Source organism: Spirulina major PCC 6313, assembly GCF_001890765.1.
Taxonomy (GTDB): domain Bacteria; phylum Cyanobacteriota; class Cyanobacteriia; order Cyanobacteriales; family Spirulinaceae; genus Spirulina; species Spirulina major.
In genome coordinates, this window is the sequence record NZ_KV878783.1 from 2,002,073 (window position 1) to 2,020,698 (window position 18,626).

At 52.5% G+C, this 18,626-nt stretch carries 16 protein-coding genes and 2 pseudogenes; 9 read left to right on the forward strand and 9 right to left on the reverse strand.

Annotated elements, in window-relative coordinates; translation table 11 throughout:
- Positions 1–120: 120 nt before the first annotated feature.
- From SPI6313_RS08685 to SPI6313_RS08705, 5 genes and pseudogenes are all read right to left on the reverse strand, one after another.
- The gene (locus SPI6313_RS08685) at positions 121–789 is read right to left on the reverse strand and encodes a hypothetical protein (protein ID WP_072623065.1); all 669 of its coding nucleotides are present in this window, start codon (positions 787–789) and stop codon (positions 121–123) included.
- A 139-nt stretch (positions 790–928) separates the two neighbouring features.
- The gene (locus SPI6313_RS08690) at positions 929–1,261 is read right to left on the reverse strand and encodes a Uma2 family endonuclease (protein ID WP_245788664.1); all 333 of its coding nucleotides are present in this window, start codon (positions 1,259–1,261) and stop codon (positions 929–931) included.
- Between the two features lie 222 nt (positions 1,262–1,483).
- Positions 1,484–1,783, reverse strand: a pseudogene (locus SPI6313_RS08695) (Uma2 family endonuclease); the annotation flags it as partial.
- A 120-nt stretch (positions 1,784–1,903) separates the two neighbouring features.
- Positions 1,904–2,668, reverse strand: a complete 765-nt coding sequence (tatC, locus tag SPI6313_RS08700) for a twin-arginine translocase subunit TatC (protein ID WP_072620638.1) — start codon at positions 2,666–2,668, stop codon at positions 1,904–1,906.
- 129 nt (positions 2,669–2,797) lie between these two features.
- Positions 2,798–3,115, reverse strand: coding sequence for a DUF3067 family protein (locus SPI6313_RS08705; RefSeq protein WP_072620639.1), 318 nt, complete (start codon positions 3,113–3,115; stop codon positions 2,798–2,800).
- A gap of 219 nt (positions 3,116–3,334) precedes the next feature.
- On the opposite strand from SPI6313_RS08705, the gene petC reads away from it, so the two are divergent.
- Positions 3,335–3,871: a cytochrome b6-f complex iron-sulfur subunit gene (petC, locus tag SPI6313_RS08710; RefSeq protein ID WP_072620640.1), complete on the forward strand. Its 537-nt coding sequence runs from the start codon at positions 3,335–3,337 to the stop codon at positions 3,869–3,871.
- Between the two features lie 65 nt (positions 3,872–3,936).
- Complete coding sequence (gene petA / locus SPI6313_RS08715) at positions 3,937–4,899, forward strand: cytochrome f (RefSeq protein WP_072620641.1); 963 nt, start codon at positions 3,937–3,939, stop codon at positions 4,897–4,899.
- A gap of 316 nt (positions 4,900–5,215) precedes the next feature.
- On the opposite strand, the pseudogene SPI6313_RS25070 reads toward petA, so the two are convergent.
- Together SPI6313_RS25070 and SPI6313_RS08725 are read right to left on the reverse strand one after the other, a co-directional pair.
- Positions 5,216–6,381: pseudogene (locus tag SPI6313_RS25070) on the reverse strand (RRXRR domain-containing protein).
- A gap of 348 nt (positions 6,382–6,729) precedes the next feature.
- On the reverse strand, positions 6,730–7,047 hold the full coding sequence (locus tag SPI6313_RS08725) for a P-II family nitrogen regulator (RefSeq protein ID WP_072620642.1): 318 nt from the start codon (positions 7,045–7,047) through the stop codon (positions 6,730–6,732).
- A gap of 938 nt (positions 7,048–7,985) precedes the next feature.
- Here SPI6313_RS08725 and SPI6313_RS08730 point away from each other — a divergent pair.
- Positions 7,986–9,056, forward strand: a complete 1,071-nt coding sequence (locus SPI6313_RS08730) for a sodium-dependent bicarbonate transport family permease (RefSeq protein ID WP_072620643.1) — start codon at positions 7,986–7,988, stop codon at positions 9,054–9,056.
- A gap of 340 nt (positions 9,057–9,396) precedes the next feature.
- Here SPI6313_RS08730 and SPI6313_RS08735 read toward each other — a convergent pair whose 3' ends face one another.
- Both SPI6313_RS08735 and SPI6313_RS08740 read right to left on the reverse strand, forming a co-directional pair.
- On the reverse strand, positions 9,397–11,598 hold the full coding sequence (locus SPI6313_RS08735) for a PhoX family protein (protein ID WP_072620644.1): 2,202 nt from the start codon (positions 11,596–11,598) through the stop codon (positions 9,397–9,399).
- A gap of 246 nt (positions 11,599–11,844) precedes the next feature.
- Positions 11,845–12,927, reverse strand: coding sequence for a metal ABC transporter substrate-binding protein (locus SPI6313_RS08740; RefSeq protein WP_072620645.1), 1,083 nt, complete (start codon positions 12,925–12,927; stop codon positions 11,845–11,847).
- A gap of 345 nt (positions 12,928–13,272) precedes the next feature.
- Here SPI6313_RS08740 and SPI6313_RS08745 point away from each other — a divergent pair, with 345 nt between their 5' ends.
- The 6 genes from SPI6313_RS08745 to SPI6313_RS08770 all read left to right on the forward strand — a co-directional run bounded on the left by SPI6313_RS08745 (position 13,273) and on the right by SPI6313_RS08770 (position 18,611).
- Complete coding sequence (locus SPI6313_RS08745) at positions 13,273–13,992, forward strand: metal ABC transporter ATP-binding protein (protein ID WP_072620646.1); 720 nt, start codon at positions 13,273–13,275, stop codon at positions 13,990–13,992.
- A gap of 17 nt (positions 13,993–14,009) precedes the next feature.
- Positions 14,010–14,876 carry a metal ABC transporter permease gene (locus SPI6313_RS08750; protein WP_072623066.1) on the forward strand — a complete coding sequence of 289 codons (867 nt, stop codon included), beginning with the start codon at positions 14,010–14,012 and terminating at the stop codon, positions 14,874–14,876.
- Between the two features lie 60 nt (positions 14,877–14,936).
- Entirely contained in the window at positions 14,937–15,548 is a 612-nt protein-coding gene (locus SPI6313_RS08755) for a Uma2 family endonuclease (RefSeq protein WP_072620647.1), read from the forward strand.
- A 140-nt stretch (positions 15,549–15,688) separates the two neighbouring features.
- Positions 15,689–16,372, forward strand: coding sequence for an ATP-dependent Clp protease proteolytic subunit (locus SPI6313_RS08760; protein WP_072620648.1), 684 nt, complete (start codon positions 15,689–15,691; stop codon positions 16,370–16,372).
- Between the two features lie 45 nt (positions 16,373–16,417).
- Positions 16,418–17,050, forward strand: a complete 633-nt coding sequence (locus SPI6313_RS08765; RefSeq protein WP_072620649.1) for an ATP-dependent Clp protease proteolytic subunit — start codon at positions 16,418–16,420, stop codon at positions 17,048–17,050.
- Positions 17,051–17,174: 124 nt separating this feature from the next.
- Positions 17,175–18,611 carry a cyclic nucleotide-binding domain-containing protein gene (locus SPI6313_RS08770; RefSeq protein WP_072620650.1) on the forward strand — a complete coding sequence of 479 codons (1,437 nt, stop codon included), beginning with the start codon at positions 17,175–17,177 and terminating at the stop codon, positions 18,609–18,611.
- Positions 18,612–18,626: the final 15 nt, after the last annotated feature.

The window sequence follows — 18,626 nt, forward strand, 5'->3', positions numbered from 1 at the left end:
GGTTTTGTGCGTTACGCAGGAGCGATAATCATCTATTTTTTGATAAATTACTCCCCGTATTAACGCATCCGACAAGAAGTGCGATCAAACTCACTCATTATAACTTTGACTTTTGGGTTATCAAACCTTGATTGGTCCGAACATTCCGGTATTAATAAGGGAGTTCCAAATTTTTTTTATGGCCTGCCCTGTCTCTTGGTTCACAAAGAGTGATGAACGAGCTCCATGAGGGCTACCCAGGAAATAGTACCGCATCGTTTCCCAGGTTTCTGCAACCTGGGACCACCGCCAGCATGGAAGCTCTTGCTCAAGAATTAGGGGCATAGCAATGGACAGCGGTATCATTCCATCTATACCGAGAGGCTTATCCCAGTTGCACTTAACTAAAATCGGAGTTGTGTCTGGATGATATAACTTTGCATTAATTCGCTCGGCGGTGATATATGCAATCGGGTGGGGAAGCAATGACTTCACCGAATCGATGACATCCTGACCGTTGCCGTATGGGCAAGTGATGAATCCCCTGGCGAAGTATCGAGTATGGTCGAGCCCTTTATAACCACAGCAGTCCTGGGGTGTAGTCACAGGATATTGACGTTCATGATTGCAGACCAGCGGATGCCATGTTGGGTAGGAATCAACCACAGGGCCAATTTCGTCAACTATCTCTGCTAGTGCCTCTTTGCTACGTGCCCTAGCGGATTGGTCTGCATACTGCGGTCCAGGGATGAAGTACGCTGCTACCTGCTCATAACCTCGTTGTGCTGCTTCGTCTGCTCGAAATACCATACGTTTAGCCCACATGAGTAAATAGATATTTGCATAGAATGCAATACTTTTACATGATACTGCAATTTCATGCACAAATTACGGACTTTAATTGTAGGGTGGGCGATGCCCGTCGCCGCTCAATAACTACAAAGATGAGCTATGACCCCGAAAACTCCCGTAACAGCCAAGCGCCCACCTGTCCTTGATCCTGCTGCCGACTGCGCTCCAATGCTGTGGTCAGCACCGCCATCGGCAAGCCATTTAAAACCTTTGACACATCCAGCCGCTGGCTACCCTGGGGGGTGAGGGCATAGGCTAACATAGCGATCGCCTGGACATCCACAACCCAATATTCTTTGACACCCAGTACCTCATACAAAGCACGCTTATTGCCCTGATCATCCAACAACGAACTAGCCGCGATCGCAACCACCAAATCCGGCGCAGGATAGCGATTTAAATCCACAATCGTTGTGCCCCAAGGAATCATTATGATTATGGCCAACGAGTGACATTTCAATCCTCATGTGGTTGTGATGATAATAGCCTTTGGCTTTGGCCAGCGTTGGTTCAGCAACCATTTGAAGATAGTCTTCCCAGGATGCCGCGATCCACGTATTAGTCGGTAATGCGGATTCTGAAGATGTTTTGAGCGAACTCATTGCTTGTACCTCTGGATTGACCTGACTCTGCATTGTAAACACTCTCTCCTTCACGCCCAAACCCGCTTCAAAGTTAACGTAAACCCTGGCAAAACCTGCTCTCCAGACAAGGTTATCGGATTCTCTAATTCCTCAACGTCTTGACCCGGACGATAAATTTCAACCCGCTTATTGTTCGGGTCAATTAACCAGCCAAATTGTGCCCCATTCGCTAAATACTCCTGCATCTTTGCCTGTAGATGTTTGAGACTGTCAGTTTCTGAGCGCAACTCAACCCCAAAATCTGGACATAGGGGTGCAAAAGCCTTTTGTTGTGTTGGGGTCAGCACCTCCCAACGCTCTGGGTGTACCCTTAACTTCTCCCCGGATTAAAATCACGGGGAGAAGTCAAGAATCGTGAACCCATCCAAGAACTCCGTCAACAAATCGCCCAAGGTCGCGTCACCGATGGCGAAGACCTGTTCGAGCGTTTATTTACCCATTAGCCGTACAACACCGATACCGCCAAAATAGAGACCCAGCACCGCGCCTGCAAGCAGGGATTGAGTTACAGGATCGGTCGAGGGGGTGAGAATGGCTCCTAGGATGACGGCGACGAGGATTACGTAGCGCCAACTTTGGAGCATTTGCCCAGAGGAGACAATCCCAAGCTGGCCCAAGATAAGCTGCAACACCGGCACTTGAAACACTAATCCGGTGCAGAACATCAACACGAGCACAAATTCAAAATAACTCTCAATCGACCAGGCTTGCTCCACCACATCCGCACCGTAGCTGATGAAAAAGCTCAGCGCGGCGGGGGTCAACACCCAATAGGAAAAGGCAAGACCCGCGAAGAAGAGGACACCGGAAGCCAGGACAGCGGGGCCAAGCAGCCGCCGCTCGCGCCGGGTGAGACCGGGGAGGACAAATTTAATGACTTGGTAAATGATGAAGGGGCTAGAGATAATCAGCCCGCTGTAGCCTGCGACCTTGAAGGAGACGAAGAAAAATTCACCGGGGGCAAGTTGCAGGAATTTCACATCCTGGGCGGGTTGTTCGAGCCATTCAACGAGGGGGCGAACGGCGAGGAAACAACCAACACAGGCGATCGCTACGGCAATCAGCGAGACAAAGAGGCGTAGGCGTAGTTCTTCGAGGTGTTCAAAGATCGACATTTCAACGTCGTCGGGGACTTCGTTGACGGTGAGGTCAGGATCGGGGGGAAGTTTGGGTTTGGTGTCGGCGGTAGCCATGGGTGCAGCAGGGGTAGGACGTGCAACAGGAACGGGAAAAACGCGAAGATAATCCTGGGCTTCAGGGTGTGGGGGTAAGAGTCCCATGTATTGTATCGAAGCCTGGGCAGAATCTAAATGATTCGGAGCTTAGATCCCATCGAGGAGCCATTCCGAGGCGCGATCGCCCAAGTCCAGGGGAATACTCACGGCTTTACCGAGGCGGGGTCGTTCGCGGGTGGCATCGAGATAGGCTTTGACTTGGGCGATCGCATCCCAGGCATTGAGATAATTCGCCACGGCATCCAAATGGGCGAAATATTCCGCCTCATCCATCGGGAAAGAGGCCTGCTCCCGATATTTCCACATCACTTGCACATACATTTTGCCCTTCGTTTGACGAACTTGCAGCGCGTAAGAACGCCCCCATTTGTCCAGTAACCATTGGTGAAGATCTTGTCCAGTCATGTTGAGAAGCGATCAATCGCCAGTAAATGCAACTTTTCTGTAATAATTTAACGAGAGTCTTAGGACTTCCATGGCTGATCGAGCGTTGTTGCTACGCTGCAATGATTGATTAATCCATACCTGCACGCTGCTCGCGTTGTCGATGTCAACGAAGCCAGTCTGATTGTACGCATCAGACCCCTAACACTTAACAAAAGTATAAACTTGATCCGTTGAGTTATGACACAAATTTCAGCTTCTGATGCCCCCAGCATGGGCCGCCGTCAGTTCATGAACCTCCTGACATTCGGCACCATTACCGGCACAGCCTTAGGGGCCTTATATCCGGTCGTTAAATATTTTATTCCACCTTCTAGTGGTGGCGCAGGCAGTGGCGTAACCGCCAAAGATGCCCTCGGTAATGATGTTCTAGTCAGTGAGTTCGTCGCCAATCGCAAACCCGGCGATCGCGCCCTCAGTCAGGGACTCAAAGGTGACCCCACTTACTTAATCGTCAACGAAGAATCCGAAATCACCTCCTACGGCTTAAACGCCATCTGCACCCACTTAGGGTGTGTTGTGCCCTGGAATGGCAGTGCAAATAAATTCATCTGCCCCTGCCATGGTTCTCAATACAACGCCGAAGGCAAAGTGGTGCGTGGCCCTGCCCCCCTCTCCCTCGCTTTAGCCCACGCTGAAGTCAGTGACGACAAAGTCATTCTCACCCCTTGGACAGAAACCGATTTCCGCACCGGCGAAAAACCCTGGTGGACTTAGGGAGCGACCCCCTTGACTTGCTAGATCAATCACCCTTTGCTTTAGGACTTTTTGTAACGTTACCGATGAAACACTTGCTTAAGAATGTCATTCGCCGGGCTGCGAAGACCCTCGCCATAGTTGCCCTGGCTACGGTTGTCCTGTTAGGCTTTGCGGCTCAACCGGCTGCCGCCTATCCGTTTTGGGCCCAAGAAACGGCCCCAGAAACGCCCCGTGAGGCCACCGGACGGATCGTTTGTGCGAACTGTCACCTTGCCTCTAAACCCACTGAGGTGGAAATGCCTCTCGCGGTTTCCCCGGACACGGTGTTTAAGGCCGTGGTCAAAATTCCCTACGATCTAGATGCTCAACAGGTGTTGGGGGATGGTTCCAAAGGGGGCTTGAATGTGGGTGCGGTGGTGATGCTTCCCGAAGGCTTTAAGATTGCCCCGGCCGATCGCATCTCAGAAGAATTGAAAGAAGAAGTGGGCGGGGTTTATTTCCAACCCTACCGCGATGATCAAGAAAATGTGGTAATTGTGGGCCCGCTGCCGGGTGAGCAATACCAAGAGATTGTCTTCCCGGTACTCTCTCCTGACCCGGCCACAAATAAGGATGTTCACTTTGGCAAATTCGCCATGTATGTCGGGGCTAACCGGGGCCGCGGCCAAGTGTATCCCGCTGGTAATTTGACCAATAATAATGTGTTCAAAGCCAGTGCAGCGGGTACGGTGAGCGCGATCGCATCAGCGGATGACGGCAGTTCGACCGTGACCATTGATACGGCTGATGGCAGTGTTGATGTGGCTGTGCCGGCGGGCCCTGCGTTGATTGTGGCCACCGGTGACACCGTTGAATCGGGTCAAGCCCTGACCAGCGACCCGAACGTAGGTGGCTTCGGCCAAGAGGAAGCGGAAATCGTTCTCCAAGACCCGACGCGCATTCAATGGTTACTGGTCTTCTTTGCTGCGATCGCCCTCTCGCAACTCTTCCTCGTCCTGAAGAAGAAACAAATCGAACGAGTCCAAGCCGCTGAGATGAATTTCTAGACCCTTGATCCTTAAGGTTTGAATAATCCCTGGGCTTCAACCCAAGCGCACCATCGTGATTCACGATGGTGCGCTTGGTCTGTGAACCGTTAATCCCCAATCCATCGCCCCAATTAGTCTGTTTCCATCAACCCTTCAAAAAGGGGATAAAAAAGCACACTGTAGTTTTATCTACAGTGCGCTTTCAACTCATGCATTAAACTGACGATCACAGGGGAATAGACGCTGCCCCCGTGGTAATTGCCCCGTTTAGATTCATCAAAAACTCCTTGTGGAAACCCCCACCTCGCACCGCAGGTGGGGGAGGAAACAAGCGTCAGGCAGCGGGGTTAAATGCCCCACTGACTGACAATCTCTGCGGGCAACTGACCAAAATACCCGTGGCGCGATAGAGTAGCTCAACCTTGGCAGCACTAAACTGCCCAATACGCTTCCAAGTGAACTCAGAAACAGAAACTTGCCGAGTTGTATCCCCACTCACATAGCCCACCGAGACGCGACCTGCCATCTCAGCCCGCACTAGATCGCCCTTCCGGAATCCATGGCGGGTTACTGTGCCCCCATATTTGCGGCGTAGACCCTTCTGACGGGGAACCATGAGGTGCAGTTGCCTGCGACTGATGGGTGGCCGTTTAATCACCACAAATGGGGCAGATGTGAGCTTAACCTCTCCAAACCAAAGATAACCGTGACTGCGTTTCCGGTGGAAGGGACGATACTCGATGAAGTATCCACAGGCTAAAGCGATACCATCTACCGCATGGGTTTGGGGAATTTGTTCTGCTTTGTCCTGAGACTTCTTCAATCCCAAAGCAGAGCGAAGTTGAGCGGTGCCATTGCCATCCTGCTGCCACCCGTAGCGAGTGTAGACGGGGGCAATCTGCTCCCATTTTCTCATGGCGTAGGCTTGCCCCACCATGACCGGAGAGAAACCTTTCCCAGATTTGCTCCCTTTCGACCTGAGGTTAAGTCCACGTCGGCGCGAACTTTCTCGTAGCCAATGGTGGCAATGGGGAATAGTTGGGACAACTCCTGAACAACTCGAAACTCTAGGTCTCGGTTGGCTCGGATACTGGGGGGCACTTTCTGCTGTTTACGGTTGTTAAATCGCTTTTGGCGATGATTTCGTAGCTGGAAGGGTAACTCTCGATTAATCCGCCGACTGCGGCGAGAACGCCGTAGCATTCTGCGATGATCCATCCGTTCACGCACCCTGGGGTAGGGGAGTTCTAGGTGGGACTGGAATAATGTCGCTTGAGCGGATTGAACGGCAATCCCTGAATAGAGTTTGCCGGGATCGACCCCGACCACGATGGGCTGGGTATTACGACCCGATGGCTCCGCTTTCAGGCGCACTGCCTTGATCCGTAGATTGGTTTTCACCCATTGGGCCTTGCCCTGCGCTACCCACTTTTGAGCGCGACTACTCTTAGTGGGCATGGCAGGAGTACCATCAGGGTTTTGGACTGGGATGCGTTGCATGGAAGATAATTCCAAAACTATAGGTCTCTTCAGCCAGTGAGTACGGTGTTTCTGGGCTGAACCCACTCCCTGAGATTCCAGGGCCTTACAAATAATCCGATTTAGAGAAGCAACCGGAAGTGTTGCCGTACTAACCTTGGTGGCCTATTCGCAGCTACGACCGGGTTATCTCCGGTCACTCCCCCACCTCGGCGGATGCCAGGTGGGGGTCATTGAAGGATGCAATAACGATTTCAAAATATTGCATCAATGTTGGGGATGATCCTCAACATCAGGTCACAGCGATCGCGCCAAAGTCACAATCACTTTTTTTCGCATGAATGTGCTGGAGAACTCAGGCAGGCTGAGTTAAAACTTGTGCGCGTGCAGCACTTCCATCACATCACAGACATAACTAATGCCTGAATAGTCCTCAAAAAACTGCTTAGCGACCTCATCCGAAATTTGCACGGCCATCTCTCGACTAGGAGTCAGCACCTCGAACTTAACATTCGTGTAAGTATCGCCAACGGCAGGTTGTCCCGACGAGCGCACGCCTCGACTGCCTTTACCGCCAGCCGCCACCACCGTATAGCCGGTAGCACCAACCTCATCAATGATCTTGGCGACCTTGTTCAATAGCACCTTTTCCGTGACAATCACGAGCTTGCTGGCTTTTTGGGTCATGTGAGTTACCTCTTGATGTGTTTGATAAAAACTCAAGGCAAGAATCTATGGTTTTATCTTGAACCATATCCTTAAGATTATGACAAAGATCGGTAAACCCACGACATTCAGCCGCAAAAGATCCACTCAGATTAGCGGAATCATTTTATAAAAAACACTTATCTGTGTTGCGCAATGACCGATCCCAGCAAGCAACAGAGGTCATTGATCGCTCATTTGATCCAGCCCAGTAATTTTGTTGCCCACACAGCACCTCTGATCGGGAAGACAAAGCCCCTTGAGCCGATCAACCTGACACGATTCAACCACAACCTACCAGAGCGTTAGAGCGTGTGGATTGTTGCATCGATACTGTGCGTGATCGGGCGGGATGGCTGTGACACCGCCGTTGAGGGAGCATCCCATTTTTGACCAGTGATGTGTTGACTGACAATGTACCCACTTCCCCCCTGCGGGGTACTCCTCCCAGGAGGAGATTTTTGATCTAATCCCCTCCTCGAAAGGGGTGTGCGGAGTGCGGGGTGGGTTCACAGCGAAACTGGGATGCTCCCGCCGTTGAGATGCCTTAACTCCCGCAGGTAGGCGCAGAAGGACAAGCCCTGCCCACGATAAAAATTGCTATGTAAAAGCAAAACTTATCATTTGAATTTGAGATTGCGTTTCAAATTCAACGCCAGGACTGCAAAAATTTGCGAGTTTCAGGATAGACTTAAGTCCATAGAGATTTAGATCTTGATAGACCAAGGTGTATGGAAGGCACGCAAAACCGCGATCGCCATCCTGCCCTGCTCAAAGAGTCACTCTCTTTGAACTCCCTAGCGATAGGTTCCCTCGTCGTCCCTGCGTTGTCGGAGTGAAGCACTTCACTCCCAATGTTTTCAAAACTCATGTATTCACACTAATTGCTCCTCATTCGAGGAGGCTGAAGGAGGTATTCATTGGATTTTCTAACGGAGTTCTTGACAAAATTTGGATCGCAGTTACAGTCCCCAACCCTTGGATTTTTACTGGGTGGCATCATCGTTGCCGCCCTCGGTAGCCGCTTGGCAATTCCCGATGCGATCTATAAGTTCATCGTCTTCATGCTGCTTATCAAAGTCGGCTTGAAGGGCGGCATTGCGATCCGCTCGTCCAATCTGCAAGAAATGCTGTTGCCCGCGCTGTTCGCTGCGGCAACAGGAATTCTCATTGTGTTCATCGCACGTTACACATTGGCCAATCTGCCGGGCATTAGAATGACGGATGCCCTCGCGACCGGAGGCTTGTTCGGTGCGGTGAGTGGCTCGACTCTCGCCGCTGGCATCACGGTCATGGAAGGACCAGGTGTTGACCTCGAATTCGAGGCCTGGGCCGGTGCACTCTATCCCTTCATGGACATCCCCGCGCTCGTGACGGCCATTGTCTTGGCTAGCATTTATACCAGTAAGAAGAAGCGCGAGCAGGGCAGCGAAAAAGGCGACTATCCGAGTACCGCTAGTGAGTATCGTATGCAGCAAGGCCACGGGGTCAAGATTTGGCCCATCGTGCAGGAAAGTCTGCAAGGTTCTGCCTTATCGGCGCTGTTACTGGGTCTTGCGCTTGGTTTGCTCACCCGCCCAGAAAGTGTTGTTGAAAGCTTTTACGAACCCCTCTTCCGTGGACTTCTTTCCATCTTGATGCTGGTGATGGGGATGGAAGCCTGGTCCAGAATTAACGAACTGCGCAAGGTGGCTCAATGGTACGCTTTGTATGCTGCGATCGCGCCTCTGCTCCATGGGTTCATTGGTTTTGGTTTCGGTATGGTCGCCCATTACACCACAGGGTTCAGTTTTGGCGGCGTTGCCATCTTGGCAGTGATTGCGGCTTCCAGTTCAGATATCTCCGGGCCGCCCACGTTACGAGCCGGTATCCCGTCAGCTAACCCCTCTGCCTATATCGGTGCATCTACAGCCGTCGGGACACCCGTTGCGATCGCGATCGGCATCCCCCTCTATGTCGGACTGGCCCAAGCACTGATGGCCGGCGGCTAATTCGCAATAGAGATGCTCTGCCGCTGCTCTCTTAGCCCGGCGGCGGTTCTCTCTCAGGGAATGTCCTTTCCCGTTCCGCAAGTCAGTCGGGGTCAATCAATTTTGATTCAACGCTAACGTCCCACGGACATGAATAATAGCCACTTAAAAGCTGGGGGGAATCTCCCGGCTTTTTGATGTCAGACCTCCGTCACCCAAAATCCCTCGCCCGTGCTGGGAGAGGGATTGAGGGTGAGGGTCAATTGTCGAGCTTGCCTCGAAAACGGGTATGGTTCGGGAGAAAGAGAGGAAGTGTGATCTCACGCCCTCTCTTTCTCCTGTCATCAGTGTTCAGAATCCCTTACCGTGCGATCCGGCCGCCGTCATTGCGGGTGATCACAATCGTGGCCGAGCGCGGCCGAGCCGAACCGCCATCGGGCCAGTGGCTGGTAAATTCCGCCGGATTGGTGGCAGAGGTGCTGTTTTCGCCGGGGTGTTGAATGTTGACGAAAATTGCTGTGCCGTCGGGGGTTTCGGTGATTCCGGTGATTTCGCAATCTTTGGGCCCCACTAAAAAGCGGCGTAAGGTGGTGGGGTTTGCCGCCTGTCCGGCGTAGGTGGTGACGGTTTGATCCGCGCCCCCGTTGGCCGGAACGGCTTTGTTGGCGATCGCCTTCATGCCGCCGTCGCCCACTTGGCCAGGAATCGCCGCCAACATCATGCAGTTGGATTGATCCGTGTAGGCACTGTCATCGGTTTGAATCCAGAGGAGACCAGGGGCAGCGTCACTAAACCACAGCCCATCGGGGCTAGAGAAATCATTCTCCGCACTCAAGCCGGACAGGTTTACCTCATCGCCCGCATCGGCCTGCGCCCCAAACAAATACACATCCCAGGTAAACGCGGTGGCGGCGTGATCGTTCCCCGCTTCTCGCCAGCGGATGATGTGACCGTTGACGTTGCCTGCGTTGGTTGCATCACCTTTTTCGTCGCGGTAAAAGCGGGGATTGGCTGGATCAAGGGGGGTTTTTGTGCCCCGTCCGCTGCTGCTAGAAACACTGTTGGTGAGGGTGAAGTAGACTTCACCATTAACCGGATGCACGCCTCCCCATTCGGGGCGATCCATCTTCGTGGCCCCGACGGCATCGGCGGCGATCCGGGAGTTGATCAGCACATCGGCTGGGTCGGCAAAGGTGTAGTTGGTGTAGGTGGCGATCGCCGGATTATCCAGCGTCAAAGGTAACCATTCCCCAGACCCATCAGCGTTAAACTTCGCCGCGTACAATGTGCCCTGATTGAGGTATTTCGCCCCCGCTTCGAGGCCGCCCTCTTGGTCGCGATCGCTCCACATTTGAGCCGAGACAAACTTATAAACATATTCATTCCGGGCATCATCCCCAGAATAGAACACCACCGGCCGCCCCGCCTGAGCCGGAGCAGGCCAGCAGCCTTCATGGAAAAAACGACCCATCGCCGTCCGTTTTTGGGGGCGCGAGTCCGGTTCGAGGGGATCAATTTCCACAATCCAGCCGAAGGTATTCGCCACATTAGAAAAGTCACGATCAGGGCGATCGCTCGTTTTCGCCGTATTCCAGCGAGCATAAACATCCGTCGTATCGTTCGCCCCCAACCGCGCCCAGTTATAGCGTCCCGACGTATCACCCTTGATGCCGTAGCGTTGTAGCGCGTATTCTTCCTGAGCCGGACGCACATCCGCCCCTTCCCGACGCGCAAAATACCCCCACCAGTTTTCCTCACAGGTGAGATAAGTTCCCCAGGGAGTGTAACCATTGGCGCAATTGTTCACCGTGCCCCGCGTCGCGACCCCTTGGGGAGAATAGGACGTGACCATTTTTTGATGACCGCGCACCGGCCCCGTCAAGTCGCAGGGCGTAGCCGCAGTGACGCGACGGTTATAGCGCGAACCTTTATTGATGGCGTAGGAATTTCCCTGTTTCACCACTTCAACAATGCTCACCCCGTGGGCGTTCACTTCTTTGTCAATTTCCGCCATCGGGCGAGCATTAGTGTTGTCCGCACCATAATCTGTCGGCCCATTGGCATGGACAAAGCCCAAATCTTCGCAAACTTCATGATTAACACAGAGAATGCCCCGATTGACATTACGCGGATTCAAGCTAAAAAAATGCATCCCGTCATGGTGATCCCCACTGCGGAATTCAAAATCCGTGTCGGTGCCATCGTTTTTATAGGGCGCAACACGATTCGTCAGGGGATCGCCCGTCGCCATCAAAACATTCACCGTATAGCCCGCCGGGACAGTCACTTGGTCAGTAAGGGTTTTCGCCACAGGGGAAAAGTTCAGATCTAGACCCTCAGGGGTTGCCGCCCTCGCAGCAATTTTATCGGGCTTGAGGGTATCCCCTAGCACTGCTAACCCCATCCCTACCATTGACGCAGCGATCAGGGATGATCCCCCTTTCAGAAACGAACGACGGCGCAGGGTTGCCCGCTGCAAAACAGTGACAAAAGACTCATTATCGGACGGATTCATGCCGCGATCTTCCGGCTCCCAAGGTGAGCGATCGTGATGTGGTGTCATAGGACTAGCGTTTGGTATTGGATACGTAAGGGGCTACCCTTTGCCCCCATGCAACGGGTCAGGTTCCTGAATCGAGTTCAGGGAATGGGGGTGCTCAGGATAGCCAAAACCAATCCTAAAAACGGGAGATTAACAACCCTTTAACTCAATACTGTGTGCAAACTAAGCCTCCATTAACATTGCCATTGAGCGAACCCCAAGAACAAACCCAAGTGAGAATTGCTGGGTAGACCGAGGGGAATCAGGTTAATTCGTGGGGTTAGGCGGTGCAAAGTCTTGGCATTGCCCACCGAGACCCGTGGCGATCGCACAGGTATTCGACACCATCATGTCTACATAGCTCCCCAAAGACCCCCTAGACCCGGTGAGCAGTGGCGTTGCTGAGGACTTAACTCCCGCTTCCCGCGTCACAGTGTCGAGGACCGTATTGTTAGCGATGTTTTCTGGGAAGACCGTGGGGACTTGGGTGGCTTGAATTTGCTCGACGAGACGTTTAAGCGTGGCGGCGCTAGGAGCATCTTCGGTGCTGAGGCCTTGCAGGGCTTCGGCTCGCGTTAACCCATAGGCAGCCACGAAGTAGTTAAACGACGCATGGGTTGTGACGAGAATGCGCTGGTCAGCGGGAATCGTAGCGATTTGTTCCCCGATCCAAGTATCGAGGGTGGTGAGGGTTTGGGTAAATTGATCGGCGTTGCGGGCGTAGGTGTCGCGGTGCTGGGGCGCGATCGCACTCAATTCAGCGGCGATCACCTCAACGGCGGCGATCGCTTGTTCCACATCGTGCCACACATGGGGGTCGGGCTGTTGTGTTTCCTTTTCCTGGTCATTCCCTTCATGGCCGTGATCCTCATGCTCCGGTTCCTCGTGATCATGTGCCCCATGCTCGTCTTCGTGGCCATGATCATGATCATGGTTATGGTCATGGTCAAACATCAACGGATTCGGCACAGCCATTTCAAACACCGCCACCGTTTTCACCCCCGTTTCCGCAGAGTCCGCCAATTGTGCGATCGTCGGTGTCAGGTTGTAGCCGTCATAGAAAAAGAGTTGCGCTTGGGCGATGGCGCGGCGATCCGATGGGGTGGTGGCATAGGTGTGGGGATCTTGGTCAGGGCCCATTAAACAGGTGAGATCAGTGGTCTCTTGCGTCGCCCCCATCACCTGCTCCGTTAAGTCACAGAGGATATCGCTCGACACCACCACCGTCACGGCGGGGGAGTCGGGAGAAGAATCCGACGCTGAGGCGGCCGAGTCTTGGGAATCAGGGGCTGGGGTTGTACACCCGGCGAAGAGGAGAGAACCGAGGGTCATCCAAACAGCAAAACGCATGGCAATAAAAAATGATAATGATTATCATCCTAGTTAATTTTGCCCCCCATCGCAAGCTACGGCTGATTCATAACGCGCCAAGGTTGACCGATATGATCCCCCGGATCAAGGTAGCGAGGGAGACACTCGCGCGATCGCGCTGAACCCTGCTCCGCCAAAAACTTCAGTTCTTGGCGGATAGCGAAAGTGGGCTAAAGCCCACTCTGGAACCCGGTTTAACGAGTTTTCGGTCTGAGGCGGGGATTTCAATTCTCGACTTTGGAAGAGCGATCGCTTCACCCCCCCCACCCCACCGCCTCCATCCTAGAGTATATTAATGATAGTCATTCTCATTTTCACTTCCCCATGCTCGAAGTCCGCAACGTGACCGCCGCCTATCGCGATCGCTGGGCCATTCAAAACGTATCCTTTGTGCTGCAACCGGGACAAGCGACGAACCTATTAGGGCCCAATGGGGCGGGGAAAAGCACGTTAATGAAGGTGATGCTGGGGTTAGTGCCGCCCGTGAGTGGGTCGATCCTGTGGCATAACCAGCCCTTCGCCCCCTATCGGCAGCGGGTCGCCTATGTGCCGCAGCGGACGGTGATTGATTGGGACTATCCGATCACGGTGCAGAATGTGGTGCGGATGGGACGGACGCGGCAAACGGGATGGTTGCGAAGTTTTTCGGCGGCTTCTAATGCGATCGCTCACCACGCCCTCGATCGCGTCGGCATGGCCGACTATGCCCACCGTCAAATCGGGGAACTGTCCGGCGGCCAACAACAGCGCGTTTTTATCGCCCGCGCCCTCGCCCAGGAAGCCGATCTATTTTTTCTCGATGAACCCTTTGCCGGGGTTGATCAAACCACCGAAACGATCCTATTTGATCTCTTCGCCGAATTAAAAGCCGCCGGTAAAACCCTGTTGGTGATTAGTCACGACTTCGGCGACACCCTCGCCCATTACGATCAATTTCTCTTACTCAATCAAACCCTGATCGCCGCCGGAACCCAAAGTGAAGTGATCTGCCCCGCCTGCCTCGAACAAGCCTACGGAAAACGCTTCTACCTCGCTGCGGCCTAGGGATCGCCATGACTGCGTTGCTAGAATGGCTCCTGGACCCGTTGCAATTTGCCTTCATGCGCGATGCCCTGGCGATGGGGGTGGTGTTGGGGGTGCTCTGCGCGGTGACGGGGAGTTACTTGATCGTGCAGCAGATGAGCATGATCGGCGGGGTGATTTCCCATTCCATTGTGCCGGGCCTGTCGATCGCATTTTTCCTGGGGATTGATGTGGGGATTGGGGCGTTTGTGGCGGGGGTGTTGAGTGCGATCTGTGTGGCGCTGTTGGAGAAGCGATCGCGCCTCAAGGTCGATGCCGCCATGTCCCTCACCCTGACGACGTTTCTCGCGTTTGGCATTTTATTAATTAGCCTGTTGAAAACGAATCAGGTGGATCTCTCTAGCCTTCTGTTTGGCGATATTTTGGGGGTGACGCGGGGGGATTTGGGGCGGACGATCGCGATCGCGGCCTTGATCATCACCTTGGTCAAACTCTTTTATAAAGAACTCCTGTTTTACAGCTTTGATCCCCTCGGTGCGCAGGCCAGCGGTCTCCCCGTCCAAGGTTTGTATATGGGTTTAATTAGTGCGATCACCCTGACGATTGTCGCCACGATGCAGGTGGTGGGGGTGTTGCTGGTGATGGCGCTGCTGGTGGGGCCCGCGATTACGGCCTATTTACTCGTCAAAGAACTGCATCAGATGATGTGGGTGGGGGCGGTGTTGGGGGCGATCGCCAGCATCAGCGGCATGTATGCGAGTTACTACCTCGATCTACCGTCGGGCCCTGCGATCGTGATGGCGATTTTCGCCGGTTTTCTCCTCGCCCTCTGTTTCAGCCCCCGCCGGGGTTGGCTGAGCAGGAGAGGCGATCGGTCAACCCTTCCGGCCGATAGCGGTTCCTAAACTTATCTCGTATGATCTAAAGCCAAACCCTCAACACCAACCCAATCCCGCATAACCACCATGACCCAAACCCTCACCAAACCGATCTCCTTCGATCAATTCGTGGCATGGTATCCCACCGACTCATCATGCAAGTATGAATTACACAGTGGAGTCATTGTCGAAATGCCCCTTGGAACTGGCCAGCACTCGAACATCACCGGATTTATTGCAGGCGAATTACACTTTGAAATCCGACGACTTAACCTGCCCTACTCAATTCCGGGGGATTGCTTAATCAAATACGCCGAAGACGAATCCGGTTATCTGCCCGATATTGTTGTCCTCGATCGCGCCGCTTTAGCCAACGAACCCCGCTGGCAACCCGAATCGGTGATTACCTCCGGTCGTTCCGTGCGGCTCGTGGTGGAAGTGGTGAGCACAAATTGGCAGAATGATTACGGCAGAAAATCCGGGGACTATGAGGTGCTGGGTATCCCGGAATATTGGATCATCGACTATCGGGGCTTGGGGGGACGGCGATTCATTGGGGCAGAGAAAACCCCGACGATTTCGGTGTATCAGATGGTGGATGGGGAATATGATGTGAAGCAGTTTCGAGGCGATGAGCCGATCGAATCCTTGGCGTTTCCGGACTTGCAACTAACCGCTGCCCAAATTTTTCAGGCCTAGGGACGATCGCACAGGGGACACATCCAGGGCGCGATCGCCAAATGCCCAGAGCAAATACGTTAAAATGCCTTAATACTTATCAATCAGCCATTGAGCACGTTTTAAAACGTCCCCTTTGCCCTATCGAGTCAGACCTAGAAATGAACTTACCGATTCAGGCCGTTCAAGCCCCCTATCGCGGCGGGACGAACTATCGCACCCCGCCCCCGGATTTACCCTCACTGCTACTCAAAGAACGGATCATCTATCTAGGTTTACCCCTAGTTTCCTCCGATGAGTACAAAGAGCAGATGGGTTTGGATGTGACCGAACTGATCATCGCGCAATTGCTCTATCTTCAGTTTGATGATCCGGAAAAACCCATCTTCATGTACATCAACTCCACCGGCACTTCCTGGTACGGCGGCGATGCGATCGGCTTTGAAACCGAAGCCTTCGCCATTTGCGACACGATGAACTACATCAAACCCCCCATCCATACGATCTGCATCGGTCAAGCGATGGGAACTGCTGCGATGATTCTCGCCGCCGGGACTCGTGGCTGTCGTGCCAGCCTCGCCCATTCCACGATCATCCTGCATCAACCGCGCCAAGGGGCACGCGGCCAAGCCTCCGACATTCAAATCCGCGCCAAAGAAGTCTTGGCCAACAAACGCGCCATGCTCGGCATCTTAGCCAAAAGTACCCAGCAAGACATCGAGCGCCTGGAAAAAGACACCGATCGCATGTTGTACATGACCCCCCCCCAAGCCAAAGACTACGGCATTATCGATAAAGTGTTGGAGAGTTCTAAAGACTTACCCAAAGCCTTACCGGCTCTCTAGACCCTTCCCCCATTGCATTCCTGTTCCTCATTCTTCACTGTTATCATGCCCATTGGTGTTCCGAGAGTCCCCTATCAAATGCCCGGTCAGCCCTATTCTGACTGGATCAACATCTACGATCGCCTGTACCGGGAGCGAATCATCTTCCTCGGTCGCGGCATCAACGACGGTATCGCGAACCAAATCATCGCGATCATGCTCTATCTGGATTCCGAAGATTCGAGCAAGCCGATCTACCTGTACATTAACTCCCCCGGTGGTTCCGTCACCGCTGGCCTCGCCATCTTCGACACGATGCAACACATCAAGTCTGAAGTGGTGACGATCTGCGTCGGGCTGGCCGCCTCCATGGGAGCCTTCCTCCTCGGAGCCGGAACCAAGGGCAAACGCCTCGCTCTCCCCCACGCCCGGATCATGATTCACCAACCCCTCGGCGGGACACAAGGCCGTCGTCAAGCCACTGATATTGAAATTGAAGCCCGCGAAATCCTGCGCATTAAGCGGCAACTCAACGAAATCATGGTGGCGCAAACCGGCCAACCCCTGGAAAAAATCGAAAAAGACACCGATCGCGACTACTTCATGTCGCCCCATGAAGCCCTCGAATACGGCATCATCGACAAGGTGATCGAAGAAACCCCCGACAAAGCGGCGGCGGCGATCGCATCACAACATTAAGCCGGTTCAATTGAACTCGTATTAAAAGCAACAGGGTGAAGCAAATTCACCCTGTTTTTTATGGTAGGAATCATCGATATTCCGATTGCTTTAAGCCATAATGGATCATCTCTAGACTGCCATTATGTTTGCTCAAATCCAGCGCACCATCATTCAAACCCTCCAGAATCCATTACTACAGATCGGTGACACCGAAGTCACATTGCTCTGGATTCTGCAAATTATCTTTGCCTTTTTAATCGTCTTCCTCGTTTCACGTACCCTCAAGACATTCATTAAATACAAACTCCTGGCCCGCTTAAATATTGACCTCAGTAGTCGGGAAGCCATCTCAAGCTTTGGCAGTTATATCATTGGATTTCTGGGGTTGATTCTCGTTTTGCAGGGGACGGGGTTTGACTTTTCATCACTGATTATTATTGCGGGAGGTCTAGGGGTTGGGATTGGGTTTGGCTTGCAGAATGTCACCAACGATATCATTAGTGGAATCACATTATTACTCGATCAAAAAGTCAAAGTTGGCGACTTTGTCGAATTTGAAAAAGTCACAGGCACAATCACAGGAATTTTTATTCGAACAACCATTATTGAAACCCTAGATGAAAAGCAATTAATTATTCCCAATAGCCACCTCACCACCACTAAAATCACAAACTGGACATCAAGAAAAAACGGGGGTTGGATTTCTATTGAAATTGATGTAGATAAACATAGTGATCCATTAGTTGTGACCGAAATCTTACTGGATTGTGCCAGCTTAGAACGTGATATTGCCACTCAACCCACACCCGAAGTCGCCCTCTGCAAGGTTAGCGGTACTGGCTATACCTTTGTGCTGTGGGCGTGGACTCCTGAAGTTGCGCAATACTATTCCATTCAAAGTTCTCTCTACTATTCTGTCGAATATTTTCTCCGCCAAGCCAATATCAACTTAGCCAAGCAGCGGATTCAACTCGAACGCATTGAACCCTTTCATCTCAGAATTGATCGCCCCCTCCGTAATACCATTGATGCCACCACATTCCCACCACCAGAGGAACCAAAATCCACACATTATCTTCATCATTACCTGTATCAAGTTCCCTATTTTGAGCATTTTAATGATTTAGAAATGCGCCAATTAATCGAACAGGGCTACCGGCAGCGTTTAAAAGCGGATGAAATTCTTTTCCAGGAAGGAGATAAGGGGGACAGTTTTTATATTATTTTGTCGGGGTCAGTGGATGTATTTGCGAAGAATCTTGATCGATCGCTTCAAACCTTAAAACGGGGTCAATTCTTTGGAGAATTGGCCTTAATGTTGGGCATTCCGCGCACAGCGTCGGTGCGAGCGTTAGAAGAAACCCTCGTTTTTGCCATCAATCAGCATGGGTTCCAAAATTTACTCCAGCAACATCCTCAACTGGGAAAACAGATTATTCAAGAATTTCAAAATCACCAAGCTGAACTTGAAGATCGTCAACACTATTTGCGGGAGTTGGGGTTAATTTCACCGGACGAAAACGCGAGCATTATGACATTGGTGCGTAAGCGATTACAGCAGTTGTTCAATATTAGTTGAGGGGGGATGAGCACG

Bases quoted from the DNA above. Each gene is read 5' to 3' on its own strand.
- SPI6313_RS08685 (WP_072623065.1), bottom strand. From the start codon at position 789: ATGGTATTTCGAGCAGACGAAGCAGCACAACGAGGTTATGAGCAGGTA.
- SPI6313_RS08690 (WP_245788664.1), bottom strand. From the start codon at position 1,261: ATGATTCCTTGGGGCACAACGATTGTGGATTTAAATCGCTATCCTGCG.
- tatC (WP_072620638.1), bottom strand. From the start codon at position 2,668: ATGGCTACCGCCGACACCAAACCCAAACTTCCCCCCGATCCTGACCTC.
- SPI6313_RS08705 (WP_072620639.1), bottom strand. From the start codon at position 3,115: ATGACTGGACAAGATCTTCACCAATGGTTACTGGACAAATGGGGGCGT.
- petC (WP_072620640.1), top strand. From the start codon at position 3,335: ATGACACAAATTTCAGCTTCTGATGCCCCCAGCATGGGCCGCCGTCAG.
- petA (WP_072620641.1), top strand. From the start codon at position 3,937: ATGAAACACTTGCTTAAGAATGTCATTCGCCGGGCTGCGAAGACCCTC.
- SPI6313_RS08725 (WP_072620642.1), bottom strand. From the start codon at position 7,047: ATGACCCAAAAAGCCAGCAAGCTCGTGATTGTCACGGAAAAGGTGCTA.
- SPI6313_RS08735 (WP_072620644.1), bottom strand. From the start codon at position 11,598: ATGACACCACATCACGATCGCTCACCTTGGGAGCCGGAAGATCGCGGC.
- SPI6313_RS08740 (WP_072620645.1), bottom strand. From the start codon at position 12,927: ATGCGTTTTGCTGTTTGGATGACCCTCGGTTCTCTCCTCTTCGCCGGG.
- SPI6313_RS08745 (WP_072620646.1), top strand. From the start codon at position 13,273: ATGCTCGAAGTCCGCAACGTGACCGCCGCCTATCGCGATCGCTGGGCC.
- SPI6313_RS08755 (WP_072620647.1), top strand. From the start codon at position 14,937: ATGACCCAAACCCTCACCAAACCGATCTCCTTCGATCAATTCGTGGCA.
- SPI6313_RS08760 (WP_072620648.1), top strand. From the start codon at position 15,689: ATGAACTTACCGATTCAGGCCGTTCAAGCCCCCTATCGCGGCGGGACG.
- SPI6313_RS08765 (WP_072620649.1), top strand. From the start codon at position 16,418: ATGCCCATTGGTGTTCCGAGAGTCCCCTATCAAATGCCCGGTCAGCCC.
- SPI6313_RS08770 (WP_072620650.1), top strand. From the start codon at position 17,175: ATGTTTGCTCAAATCCAGCGCACCATCATTCAAACCCTCCAGAATCCA.